Below are 12,195 nucleotides of genomic sequence, written 5' to 3'. Positions count from 1 at the left end.
TCCCGCGTCAGGCGGCGGGCGCTCCGGTGAGGACCTCCACCCGGCCGGTGTCGAGCGAGTAGTAGGCGCTGACGACGGCCAGGTCGCCCTTCTTCACGAGCGGGGCGAGATCGGCGTTGCTGCGCAGATCGGCGGCGGTCTGCTTGACGTGGACGCGGATCATGGCGTCCACCGGGTCCGTGTGCTTCTGCCGGGAGATCTCCTGGTACGCCGGGCGGAGGGCCTCGACGATCGACTGGAGGTTGCCGGGCAGCGGCTTGTCGTCCTTGAGCGCGCTGTACGCCGCCTTGATGGCGCCGCAGCGCTGGTGCCCGAGGACGACGATCAGCGGGGTCCCCGCGGTCAGGGGCCCGTACTCGACGGAACCGGTGACCACCGGGGCGACCACCTGGCCACCGGTGCGCATCACGAACAGGTCGCCGATCCCGGTGTCGAAGAGGAGCTCCGGCGGCACTCGGGAGTCGATGCACGAGACTATGACGCCGTAGGGCTTCTGCTCCTCGGCGACGAACTGCCGCCGCTCGGGGTCGCGGTCGGGGTGCTGCAGCGCCCCGTCCACCCAGCGCTTGTTGCCCTCCATCAGCCGCGCGAAGGCCGCCCACGGCGAGTCCGGACGCGCGCCCGCCGCGGCGGAGGGGGACGACGCCACTCCAGCGACCGTCGTCTTCGTCGCCGAGTTGGTGTCCGGCTTCGACGAACAGCCGGTGATCACAGCCGCGGAGGCCAGCAGCCCGCCGGTGAGAAACGCTCTGCGCTGCGGTCGCGTGACGCTGCCCATGACACTCTTCCCTTCCTCTGTCCCCCCCCTGGTGGGGCGAGTGATCCCACTGTCGCGAAGGGGTGGTTAAGGCCCGTACAGCGCTGATGCAGCACACGGGAAGCACGGGTCCAAAACACACAGAGTCGTCGGGAGTTGACGCGCCGCCGAACGTTCCCCGCACGGCCGGCGTCACAGTCGTGCCGTCTTCGAAGGGACATCCGCCATGACCGTCCTGCCGCGCCCTGCCCGTGCCGGGTTCCTCGCCGCGCTGATCGGAGGAGCGCTGTGCGCGGTCGCCGCGTGCGGCACGGAGACCTCCACGCCCGAGCAGGCGCCTGAGCGGGCGCCTTGGCGGGAGCCCGCCTCGTACACCTACACGCTCCGGTCGAGCGAGGGTGAGCGGGCCCTCGTCGGCGCCTTCCGGATAACCGTCCGCGACGGCGCCGTGGCCGAGGTGGTGGGCCTCGACGACGGCGGGCGACGGGTGGTCGAGGAGGTCCCCGACGCGGTGCCCACGCTCGGGGAGCTCCTCGCGGAACTGGAGCAGGCCCGACGGGACGACGCGGACACGGCCGAGGCGCGGTACGCGGCCGAGGCGCGGTACGCGGCCGACGGACACCCCGTGGACATCTCCCTGGACTGGGACGAGAACGCGATCGACGACGAGGCCCGCTACGCGATCAGCGGCTACGAACCGGCCGCCGGCTGACCGGCGTCACCGCCGGGGCACGCCGGTCAGACCAGTTCGGGTTGCGGCTCCGGTCGGGGTGCGAGGGCGGTCTTCGGGTCCCAGAGCCTGACGGTCCGGACGAAGCCGAGGATCACGGAGACCATCGCCAGGATGAGGAGCGGGCCGAACAGCCAGGGCCGTTCGGCCATCTCCAGCGGCAGGTAGCGGTAGGAGACGAGGAGCGTCACGAAGACCGTGCTCCCGTGGGCGACCAGTTGGACTCCCGACCGGTCCCAGCCACGTGCCTGGGAGCGCAGGGCCGCCTCGATCGTGAGCGCGAACACCACGCCGGCCACGAGGTCCACGCCGTAGTGGTAGCCGAATCCGAGTGTCGCGCCGAGCGTGGCGACCAGCCAGAACGTGCCCGCGAACCGCAGGAGCCCGGGCCCCTTGCGGGAATGGACGAAGATCGTGACGGCCCACGCCGTGTGCAGGCTGGGCATGCAGTTGCGCGGGGTGATCTCGTCGAACGTCATCGGGTGCGGGGCGGTGAGCGGCGGCGCCGTCTCCGGCCACAGGTTGGCCACCGCCCAGTGCTCACCGCCGGTGCCGAACGCGCCTGTGCCATAGGCGAAGACCGGTCCGACCACCGGGAAGATCATGTAGATGGCCGGCCCGAGGAGGCCGATCACCAGAAAGGTGCGCACCAGATGGTGGGCCGGGAAACGGCGCTCGGCCGCCACGTGCCGCAGCTGGTACAGGGCGATGACGACCGCGGCCACCGCGAGCTGAACGTAGACGAAGTCGAGAACATGGGGGCCGACCGGTGCGGTGGCCCGGACGATGCGGCCCACCAGCCAGGACGGGTTGCCCAGCGCGTGGTCGGCGACCGCCAGGTACTGGTCCAGCACCGCCGGGCGGGTCTTCGAGGTGATCAGCAACCAGGTGTCGCCCGTCTTGCGGCCGGCCACCAGGAGCAGGCCGAGGCCCACGCCCTTCAGCAGCAGGGTCCGTTCGCGGCCGGTGCGGCGTGTGACGGCGACGACCGCACAGCCGAGCATCACCAACAGCGCGCCGTTGCCGAAGGGGTGGCCCTCGGTGACCTTGATGTCGAGAATCCACCGCGCCAGCAGGATGACGAGGTCGATCCCGATCGCGGTGCCCAGCGCGACCATCCGCTGCCGCCAGGTGAGCACCACCATCATCAACGCCATACTGGCGTACAGCAGGAATCCCGATTTCGGCGGAAATATCACCTCTCGCACCTGAGTGGTGACCGGCCCCGGCAGGCCGTAGTGGCGCGCCGCTATCTCCAGCGCGACGAGGAAGCCGAGGGCCACGACGGCCGCCGCGGTCCAGAGGAGGAACCGCGGCCGGCGCCACGCCACGAGCGTGCTGCTGCTGTCTGTTCGCGAAAATACCCGCGTTTTTATGGATATCAATTATTTAGTCGATTTGCTAAGTATGGGCCGAATACGGAATTTTCCGGGCGATCGTTAGTTCGATCATGTTATCGGAGCAGTCAAGACGGCCTCAGTCCGACGTCTGTACCGGGCCCGCCGTCACCTTCCGCAGCAGCGGCCTGCTGCCGGCGATGGCGGCGAACACGGCCAGCGCGCCGACGGCCACGCAGAGCACCAGCTGCAGGGCACCGGAGGTGTTGACGTAGGTGCCGGCCGCCTTGTTGAGCTGCACGGCGCCGAAGACGCCCATCGCGGTGGTGCCGCCGGCCAGGACGGCCAACGGGATCACGGTCTCGCGGATCCGGGCCCGGTCCAGCACCTCCAGCGGGGTGCCGGACAGCCGCAACAGGCCGTACACACGGCGTCGGTCGAGGACGTTCGCGGCGGCCGTGAGGCCCCCGGAGGCGGCCGCGACGAGGAAGCTCAGCACCAGCGTGGCGGCGCTGACCGTGGCGACGCGGGCGGTGACCGTGTCGTCCGACGCGGAGACGTACTCCTGCGTGACCGGGTACCTGCCCGACCCGAGCGGTGTCAGTGCGGTGACGGCGGCGTCGACGCGCTCCTGTCCGCCGGAGACCTGGGCGGTCACGCCGTCGACCCCGCCCAGCAGGCTGTTGTAGTCGTCCTCGCTCGTGACGGTGACGGTCGCGGTGACGCCCGCCCTGTGCAACGCCGTGCGGGCCTTCGCGGCGGTGTGCCGGGCGTCGGCGGCGTTCGCGGTGATCACCGCGACCTGGCCATGGTGCGTCGGGCCTTCGGCGCCCAGCGAGCTGACGGAGAAGAACCCGGCCACGAACCCGGCGAGCACCAGGCCGCTGACGGTGCGCCAGACCGCGCGCGGGTCGTCGCTGAGCCGGCGCGCGGCCAGCAGCGTGGCGGGGCGCTTGGCACGGCGGCCGACGATCCGGCCCAGCCGGTCCACGACCCACGGACCGAACAGCCAGAACGCGCCGTAGAAGAGCGCCAGCAGGGCAAGCAGCTGACGGGTATTCAGCTGGCCGCTGTCGCCCGTGCTCATCCAGATGTAGGCCAGCACCGCGACGAACAGCACCAGGCGGACGGCGCGGGTGCGGCGCGGGTCGGCCTGCTGGGCGACGCCCAGGGGCGAGGTGGCCACCTGGCGCAGCATCGTCACCGCGCTGACCGTGATGAGGGCGGTGACGGCGAGCACCACCGCCGCGAGCCACGGCAGCCCCACCCAGAGCTGAGGGGTGTACCAGGCGCCGACGCCGTACGGGAGTGCGGCGAGCGCGGGCAGCAGGGCCACGTAGGCGAGCGCGCCCGCCAGCGCGCCGGCCGCGCCGACTCCGGCCGCCTCGACGGCGGTCATGGCGAGGATCTGCCGTGGGGTCGCCCCGGCCAGCCGCAGGGCGGCGAGCCGCTGTTCGCGCCGGGCCGCGCCGAGCCGCCCGGCGGCCGCGGCCAGCACGACGACCGGCATGACGAGGAGCACCACACCCAGCAGCACGGTCCCCTGGTCGGCGCCGGTGAAGGGGCTCGCCTTGGTGCCGGCGAACCCGGCGACCGGTGCGCGCTCCGTCAGCCCGTCGTCGTAGAAGTTCTGCTCGCCGGCGGCCTTGGAGACCACGGGATCGCCGGGCGCCCGTCCCGCGACGGCGACCAGTTCGTCGGGCGAGGCGAGGCCGGCGGCGCCGATCGTGCCGTAGGACCTCACCGTCGGGAAACGGTCGGCGAGCTGGTTGGCGGGCAGTTCGTGCAGCAGCTCGGCCAGGGCGGGCGAGACGTACACCTCGCCCCGCTCGGGGAAGCCGCTCAGGCCGGGCGGGGCCGGGGTCTGCCGCCGGCCGGGCAGTTGGGCGAGGTTCACGACGGTGACGGGTTCGTCGCGGACGTACGTCGTGGTCGTGGCCTGGACGGCCGTCGCCCGCTTCGCCGGTACGGCGTCGGGGGTGCGCCAGGTGGTGTGGTCGGCCCGGGTGCCCGCGCCGAGGGCGGCGGCGACCATCACCAGCAGCAGGAACGAGCCGACGGCGGCGGCCCCGGCCGCGAGCAGCTGGGACTGCAGGCCGCGACGGCCGGAGGACCTGGCGAGGTGCCAGGTCAGGGGCAGGACGGGGGAACGCATGGGGACTCCGGGGGTGGTCGGGCGGCTCAGGCCACGGTGAACGGGCTGTAGTTGCTGATCCGGCCGTCCCGGACCTGGAGGATCCGGTCGCAGTGGGCGGCGACATCGGCGTCGTGGGTGACCATCACCAGGGCGGCGCCGGAGGCGCGGGTGACCGAGGTCAGCAGCCGGACGACCTCGTCGCTGGTGCGCTGGTCCAGGGCGCCGGTGGGCTCGTCGGCGAAGACCACGTCCGGCTCCACGGCCAGCGCGCGGGCGATGGCGACGCGCTGGGCCTGGCCGCCGGAGAGCTGGCCGGGGCGGCGGTGCTCGAGACCGTCCAGGCCGAGCGGGGCGAACCAGCGGCGGGCACGCTCGACGGCCTCCTTGCGCGGGACGCCCTCCAGCATCAGCGGCAGCGCGACGTTCTCCTCGGCCGGCAGCTCCGGCAGCAGCTGGCCGAACTGGAAGACGAACCCGAACCGCTTGCGGCGCAGCGCGCTGAGCCGGTTCTCGCCCAGCTTGTCGATGCGGTCGCCCCGCAGCAGCACCTGGCCGCCGTCGGGCCGGATGATCCCGGCGAGCGTGTGCAGCAACGTGGACTTGCCGGACCCGGACGGGCCCATGATCGCCAGCGAGTCGCGCTCGTGGACCTCCACGTCGACGCCGGCCAGCGCGGTGGTGGAGTCGTACTTCTTGACGAGGCCGTATCCGGCCAGAACGGTGCTCATGGTGTGTCGTGCCCCTTCTCAGCGCTCGAACTTCCAGGTGACGCTCTTGGCGTCGGCCTTGGTCACACGGACGGGGATGCGGACGGTCGCGCCGTCGTCCTTCTTGCCGGTGCAGGTGATGCTCGCTCCGGTCACGGCCTTCAGGCCGGTCGGGCAGGTGACGCCGGAGACCTTGTCGCCGACCCAGGGCAGCGGGTGGTACTTGCTCTCGGTGCGGCCCGCGACGATGTTCGCCGCGAGCGCCCGGTGGCCGTCCACCGAGGCGGTGCTGTACTCGTCGAGGCGGCTGGTCGACTCGGTGCCGGCGAGGACATAGGTGCCGAGTCCGCCCAGCGCGACCACGGCGGTCGCGCCGCCGACGACGCCGACGAGGAACTTGCTGCGCTGCATCGCGTACTCCTGATGTCCCGATGTCCGTGGTGAGGATGCGGCTCCACCCTCGCCCGGGCGCCCGGGCGCGCGCCTCGGCCATAAGGTCGGCGTCGGCCGACGTCGGCGACCGCCCCTCGGCCGTTCGGCCGATCCCACGGCCGGGTCCGTGGCCTACGGTCGTCGGCATGAGGTCTGTTCCCGCCCGCGGCTGTGCCCGTGGCTTCGTCGTCGGTCTGCTGCTAGCCGCGGGAGTCGTCGACGTCGTGCTCTACGCGGGCGACGACGGGGCGAGCGTCCTGCCGGCGGTGAGCCCCGTCTGGCAGACCCTGGTTCTGGTGCTCGTCGGACTGGCCGCCGTGCTGTGGCCGGCCGGGCGGCGCCCGGAGTGGCTGACACCGCAGGTGCGCACCGCCGTGCCCGCTCTCCTCTCGCTCCTGGTCACCGCCGCCTCGCTGCTGGTCCACCCGGAGGTCGTGTTCGGGCCGGGCGAGGTCCTGATCCTGCTGTGCCTGCTGTTCGTCGCGGTACGGCACTGCCCGCCCCGCTCGGCCGTGGTCTGCGGGATCCTCGACGCGGGCGCGCTGCTCGTCCTTCCCGTGCGCGGCGACGTGACGCTGAGCAGTGACGTGCTGGGCCTGGAGACGGTCGGTCTGCTCCTGGTCGGCCTCATCGCCGGACTCGCGGGCTATCTGCGCTCGCTGGACTACCGGCGTACGGTCGCCGTCAGCGAGACCCGGCGCGCCGAGCGCCTGGCCATCGCCGCCGACCTGCACGACTTCGTCGCCCACCATGTCACCGGGATCCTGGTGCAGACGCAGGTGGCCCGCATGATGGCGCAGGCGCAGGCCCAGGCGCAGGCGCAGGCGCAGCCGCAGGAGCTCGACCCGGTCCTGGCCGGCATCGAACGCGCCGCGACCGAGGCCCTCGCCTCGATGCGCCGCACCGTCGGCGTGCTGCGCCACACCGGGGACGGCACCGAGGCGGCCGACCACCGCCCGGTCGGCGACCTCGCCGGCATCGCCGAACTGGCCGACGGCTTCGCGAGCCCGGTCCAGCAGGTCACCCTGCACCGCGACCCCACCCTCACCGACGACCTCCCCCACGAGGTACAGGCCGCCGCGTTCCGCGTCGTCCAGGAGGCACTGACCAACATCCGCCGCCACCCGGCCGACGCCGCCCACGTCGAGATCCGCCTGCGCGACGACGCCGGCCGCCTGGAAGTCTCCGTCACCGACGACGGCCGCGGCGGCACCCAACTCCCGGCAGCCGCACACGGCGGCGGCTTCGGCCTCGTCGGCCTCAAGGAACGCGTCACCGCACTGGGCGGCGAACTGCACACCGGACCACGCACCGGGCAGGGATGGGAGGTACGCGCGGTGCTCCCAGCCGCGAAACGCTGAGGCTCGTCAGCTCTGGCTACCTCACAGATCCACTGGTCGTGCTGCTACCCGTGGTTGAGCGTTACGCCCGGGCCGCCCGCAGGGCACCGGATCCCCGTGCCCCGGTCACCCTGACATTCGTCAGGGACCGCGAACGCCGCCTCCTGCCTAGTGTTCGAGTCGTCTTCCAGCCCCGCGCGCACCGCGGGGCGCCCTCCCCAGTCAGGAAGAGACGGCTTCATGCGCCTGCTTCGCTCCACACTCGCCACGGCCGCCGCTCTGTGCGCGGTCGCCACCGGCGTCGTACTCGTCCAGCCCGCGCAGCCCGCGGTGGCCTCGGCCGCCGACTGCGAGGGCGGGGCACGGGGCTTCCGTGATCATCCCGACAACGCGGAGGGCGACACCGACAAGCCGCGGAGCTTCAGCCTCGGCGACGTCCGCTTCACGCTCGAGAAGGGCGCGTACGTCGGCCAGCAGATCGCCTTCGGCAAGATCAGCGGGCAGACCCGGCCCGGTGACAACGTCTGGATGGACTGGCGGGCGAACGGCTGGGACAACAACAACGCCGTGTCGCCCTGGCTCCAGTGCGGGCCCTTCACCGTCCGGTCCAACGGGCAGAGCCTGACCACCCCGTTCCGGCGCACCAGCACCGACCCGCAGTACAACTTCCGGGTCTGCGGGTCCCGGGCCGTGGACGGCGTCATCCGCTGCTCCGACTGGTGGTAGGCCCCGCTCCCCTGCCGTACGTCCGGCACTCCCCACCGCTCTCCACGCGAAAGGCATGACCATGCGCAGACTCTTCCGCGGCGCCGCCGCGCTCGCCCTGGCCACCGTCGCCGTCCTGACCGGCACCACCCAGGCCCAGGCCGAGGGCAGCGCCTGGGACGGCTGCCCTTACGGCGCCGTCTGCATCTACCCCCAGAACGTGACGCCCGCCAACAGCCCGTACCCGAGCCACATCTTCTACTCCTACGGGTTCCACCCCATCTACAACCAGTACGGCAACCACTGGATCCTCAACAACCAGTACGACGGCGCCCTGGTCGAGCTGTGCAAGTCGATCAACACGGACTGCCACGAGTCGATCCCGCCGCAGGAGGGCTGGTACGTCGACCTCACGCCGATCAACTCGCTCAACCTCAGGGAGCACTACCTGTGAGGCGCCGGCTTCTCGCGACCGCCGCCGCGCTGCTGCTCGTCGGCGGCGTGGCGGGGTCCGCCGCCGCCGACGTCCCGGCGCAGCGGTCCGCGCAAACCGCGCCCGCTGCCGTTCAGGTGCCGAGCGGTGTCACCGCCGGGGCCGCCGTGTTCGACCGGCAGACCGGTGCCTTCACCGAGCAGCTCAACGCGAGCGCCCGCTTCCGGTCCGCCTCCGTCGTCAAACTGCTGCTGGCGCTGGACTTCCTGTGGAACCGGGGCCCCGACTACACGGTGCCCGCCGCCGACCGCGCCCTGCTGGAGCCGATGCTGCGCAGCAGCTACGACGACGCGGCCGACCACTACTGGGTGGAGAACGGCGAGGCGGCCATCATCACCCGCATGGCCGGGCGGCTCGGTCTGCGGGACACGGCACCGCCGCCCACCGGCTACGAGGGCTACTGGGGCTACACCTCGCTCTCGGCCCGGGACACCGTGACGATCTACCGCTACCTGCTGGACTCGGCGCCCGGCCCCGTGCGGGACTTCGTGATGGGCAATCTGCGTCAGTCCACGCGCTGCGCCTCGGACCACTTCGACCAGCACTTCGGCATCGCCGGGGCGTTCGAGAAGCCGTGGGCGGTGAAGCAGGGCTGGTCGGGGTCGTACGAGGAGGGCACCTGCGGCACGGGCACGGGCACGTTTACCTCGTCGCGTACGGCGTCCGAGACCCAGGCTCCGGTCGCCGCCGCGGACGTCGACCTGAGCCGGCCCGCGCTGCACAGCACGGGGACCGTGGGCGCCGGGGACCGGTTCATCGTGGCCGTGTTCACCCTGCACCCGGTGGGGACGTCGTACGGGAAGGCGTACACGGACATCGGGCGGCTGACCCGCTCGCTGAACGTGCCGGGGGCGGCGCGGCCGGCCGGGTGGTGGTACGGCACCTGGAGCGATCATGTGAACGTCCGCCCGGACCCGTCCACCTCGAACTCCCGGATCACTCAACTCCCGGCGGGCGTCGAGGTGTTGGTGGGCTGTCAGAAGAGGGGGCAGGAGGTCTCCGTGCCGCCGTACACCAACGACTGGTGGGCCTATCTGCCCCAGTACGGCGGCTGGATCTCCAACATCTACATCAGTTCGCCCGACAACCGGCTCCCGGACGTCAAGGACTGCTGAACAGGTGAGGCAGCGGTACGGGGGACCGCTGCCTCACCGTTCGTACGCGGCGAGGTTGCGGAGCACCTGGTCGACGTGCGGCCGTACGCGTTCGGGGACGCCTCGTTCCTCGATGACGGTGCGGTCACTCGTGCGCCAGCCGGCCGCGATCAGCGCGGGAAGCTCCGCGGCGGGCAGCCCGGCCTGCTTGAAACGCTGGTCGAGCCAGCACACGTAGAGGCTCATGGTGTGGATCGCGTCCGGTGCCGACAGGTAGTCCTTGTCGCCGTCGCCGTCGCCGTCCACCGCCCAGGCCCGGAAGACCGACGGCGTCCACATGGCGATGCCGTACTCACCGGCCCCCGGCCGGGAGGCGTCGGCGTCGAAGCCGCTCTCCGCCTTGATCATGGCGGCGAGCAGGGCGGGCGTGACCTCGGCGTCGGTGCAGCGCCGGGCGGCGGCCACGAAGACCGGGCGCAGGGCCTTCGGTACGTCGGAGTTCTCCGGGAGTTCCCCGGTGGCGGCCGGGCTGTGGGCGCCGGTGACCACGGCGGGCGTGTCGCGGCCGTCGTCCTCGGTGCTGTCACCGGCGTCACCGCCGCCGAGCAGCGCGGCCCCGGCGACGGCGGCGGCCGTGACCCCGGCGAGCGCGACCGCGGCGAGCGGCCACAGCCGGCGTCGGCGGGGCGGGCCGGCGAGTTCCTCGATCCGGGCGGCGAGGCTTCCCGCGGTGTGACGGAGACGGGCCGCGTGGTCCGGGGCCAGACAGTCCGCGACGAGCCGGCGCCAGGCGTCGTCGAGTCCGGCGTCCAGGCGCAGGGGTGCGGTGCCGCGGGCGTAGGCCTGGGCGGCGAGCGAGCGGGCGCGGGCGGTGGCGCCGGGGAACGGGTGGAGGCCGCCGGTGAGGACCTGGTGGGCGAGGATGCCGAAGGCCCAGATGTCGGCGGACGGCCGCACCACCGCCCCGTCCGCTCCGGTGCGCTGGGACCACCACTCGGGCGGCAGATGGTCGAGCGTGCCGAGCGGCGGCAGGTGGGCGTGGGTGCCGTCGAGTTCGGTGGCGAGGCCGAAGTCGGCGAGCCAGACCTCGCCGTCCGGGCCCAGCAGGACGTTGGCGGGTTTGAGGTCGCCGTGCACCCAGCCGGCGTCGTGCATATGGGCGAGCCCGGCGGCGACACCGCGCAGGACGCGCACGGCGTCCGGGACGGCGCGGCCGGTCCCGGCGGAGTCCAGGAGCTGGCGCAGGCTGGCTTCGGCGCGGTCCATGACGAGCGCCGTCGCGCCGTCCAGGGCGGGCAGTCCGGGTGCGTCGACGGTGCGCACGGCGCGGGTCCGTACGAGGTGCGGGTGGTCGGCCTCGGAGCTGAACCGCACCTCGCGGGCGAGGAGTTCACCGAGCGCGGCGCGCTGGCCGGGGCCCAGGGCGCCGGTCGGCAGCACCTTCACCGCGACCGTCGTACCGTCGGCCACCGCGCGGGCCTCGTAGACGGTGCCCCAGCCGCCCGAGCCGATGACCGCGCCCACTTCCCAGCCGTCGATGCGGAACCCGACGGGCAGGCGCGGCGTTTCGGGGGCGCTGTCCTCGGCGCCGGACGTGCTCACGCGTGGCTCTCCTGCGGGGCGGGCCGGCGGCGGGACGGCAGCAGGGCGAGGTGTTCCTCCCGGACCAGGCCGAAGCGCAGGGCGAGGGAGGCCAGTCGGGCGCGTTTGGCGCCGGTGCGTGCGGTGCCGTCGGCGCCGGACTCGTCGCCGAGGTCCAGGCGGAGTTTCGCCGACGCCAGGTAGTCGATGTGGTAGTTCACGGCCGACCGGGTCAGCCCGCGGCAGCTGTCCAGCGGGCGCAGCCGTTCCGCGATGTCCCCGGCGCCGGGCAGCGCGCTGTCCGACAGCTCGCGCAGCCGCGGTTCGCACAACGCGACCAGGACCAGGAAGTACTTGGCGGTCACGTCGAGGGCGTAGGGGTGGACGGTCTGCTCACCGGCGCCGGGCGCGGACCGTTCGTCCAGGTAGGCGTGTTGCGGGGCGAACACCTTGAACTCGGCGGTGCCGTTCAGCGCGGGCAGCACGACCCGGGAGAACTCGAAGGGCACGGGCGCGCCGAGGCGCCGGGGCGCGACGGTGATGTACTCGCCGGCTCCTTCCAGGTTCTCGACGACGTAGGCGGTGTCCCGGCTGAAGTTGGACAGCCGCCAGTAGTCCTCGGCCGCCTCCAGCCGTCCCGCCCGCCGGGAGATCCCGGGGTCGGGCAGCAGGATGGGGACCTCCCGGCCGCCGGGTGTCCCGCGCCCGAACTCGGCCACGTCGCCCGGTCCCATGTGCAGCAGTGCGGGCCTGCCGGGTCCGTCGGCGTCCGGTGCCGACGGACCGGGCGGCTGAACGATGATCGTTTCCATGCCGGCTGTTCCCCCGATGTGATCGCCAGGATTGTACGAGCGGGGCGGATGGTCGGTCCGCCTCGGCCGC

At 72.7% G+C, this 12,195-nt stretch carries 12 protein-coding genes; 5 read left to right on the top strand and 7 right to left on the bottom strand.

Features of this window, described 5'->3' with window-relative positions:
- Positions 1-7: 7 nt before the first annotated feature.
- Positions 8-778 (bottom strand): carbonic anhydrase, encoded by a 771-nt coding sequence (locus AQJ67_RS16560; protein WP_208614982.1) that lies wholly within the window; start codon positions 776-778, stop codon positions 8-10.
- A 205-nt stretch (positions 779-983) separates the two neighbouring features.
- On the opposite strand from AQJ67_RS16560, the gene AQJ67_RS16555 reads away from it, so the two are divergent.
- A complete protein-coding gene (locus tag AQJ67_RS16555) occupies positions 984-1,469 on the top strand; it encodes a DUF6174 domain-containing protein (protein ID WP_062719533.1) in 486 nt (161 codons plus the stop codon).
- A gap of 26 nt (positions 1,470-1,495) precedes the next feature.
- On the opposite strand, the gene AQJ67_RS16550 is transcribed toward AQJ67_RS16555, so the two are convergent.
- From AQJ67_RS16550 to AQJ67_RS16535, 4 genes are all read right to left on the bottom strand, one after another.
- Positions 1,496-2,818 (bottom strand): phosphatase PAP2 family protein, encoded by a 1,323-nt coding sequence (locus AQJ67_RS16550; RefSeq protein WP_062719532.1) that lies wholly within the window; start codon positions 2,816-2,818, stop codon positions 1,496-1,498.
- Between the two features lie 145 nt (positions 2,819-2,963).
- A complete protein-coding gene (locus AQJ67_RS16545; RefSeq protein WP_062719531.1) occupies positions 2,964-4,979 on the bottom strand; it encodes an FtsX-like permease family protein in 2,016 nt (671 codons plus the stop codon).
- Between the two features lie 26 nt (positions 4,980-5,005).
- Positions 5,006-5,689, bottom strand: a complete 684-nt coding sequence (locus AQJ67_RS16540) for an ABC transporter ATP-binding protein (RefSeq protein ID WP_062719530.1) — start codon at positions 5,687-5,689, stop codon at positions 5,006-5,008.
- An 18-nt stretch (positions 5,690-5,707) separates the two neighbouring features.
- Entirely contained in the window at positions 5,708-6,079 is a 372-nt protein-coding gene (locus AQJ67_RS16535) for a DUF4333 domain-containing protein (RefSeq protein ID WP_062719529.1), read from the bottom strand.
- A 167-nt stretch (positions 6,080-6,246) separates the two neighbouring features.
- Between AQJ67_RS16535 and AQJ67_RS16530 the strand changes: the two genes are divergently transcribed.
- The 4 genes from AQJ67_RS16530 (at position 6,247) to AQJ67_RS16515 (ending at position 9,753) form a co-directional block, all read left to right on the top strand.
- Positions 6,247-7,461 carry a sensor histidine kinase gene (locus tag AQJ67_RS16530; RefSeq protein WP_062719528.1) on the top strand — a complete coding sequence of 405 codons (1,215 nt, stop codon included), beginning with the start codon at positions 6,247-6,249 and terminating at the stop codon, positions 7,459-7,461.
- Positions 7,462-7,680: 219 nt separating this feature from the next.
- The gene (locus tag AQJ67_RS16525) at positions 7,681-8,166 is read left to right on the top strand and encodes a hypothetical protein (RefSeq protein ID WP_062719527.1); all 486 of its coding nucleotides are present in this window, start codon (positions 7,681-7,683) and stop codon (positions 8,164-8,166) included.
- 55 nt (positions 8,167-8,221) lie between these two features.
- Positions 8,222-8,599 (top strand): hypothetical protein, encoded by a 378-nt coding sequence (locus tag AQJ67_RS16520; RefSeq protein WP_341846155.1) that lies wholly within the window; start codon positions 8,222-8,224, stop codon positions 8,597-8,599.
- Entirely contained in the window at positions 8,596-9,753 is a 1,158-nt protein-coding gene (locus AQJ67_RS16515; RefSeq protein ID WP_062719526.1) for a hypothetical protein, read from the top strand. The genes AQJ67_RS16520 and AQJ67_RS16515 overlap by 4 nt, the downstream gene beginning before the upstream one ends.
- Before the next feature lie 33 nt (positions 9,754-9,786).
- Here the strand turns inward: AQJ67_RS16515 and AQJ67_RS16510 are convergent, their stop codons facing one another.
- Positions 9,787-11,334, bottom strand: a complete 1,548-nt coding sequence (locus tag AQJ67_RS16510; protein WP_062719525.1) for a serine/threonine-protein kinase — start codon at positions 11,332-11,334, stop codon at positions 9,787-9,789.
- A complete protein-coding gene (locus AQJ67_RS16505) occupies positions 11,331-12,125 on the bottom strand; it encodes a hypothetical protein (protein ID WP_062719524.1) in 795 nt (264 codons plus the stop codon). The genes AQJ67_RS16510 and AQJ67_RS16505 overlap by 4 nt, the downstream gene beginning before the upstream one ends.
- Positions 12,126-12,195 lie beyond the last annotated feature (70 nt).

Origin of the sequence: Streptomyces caeruleatus (assembly GCF_001514235.1) — a bacterium.
GTDB classification, from domain to species: domain Bacteria; phylum Actinomycetota; class Actinomycetes; order Streptomycetales; family Streptomycetaceae; genus Streptomyces; species Streptomyces caeruleatus.
Note: the sequence above shows the minus strand (reverse complement) of the source record. Positions and strands in the feature narration are given on the sequence as shown.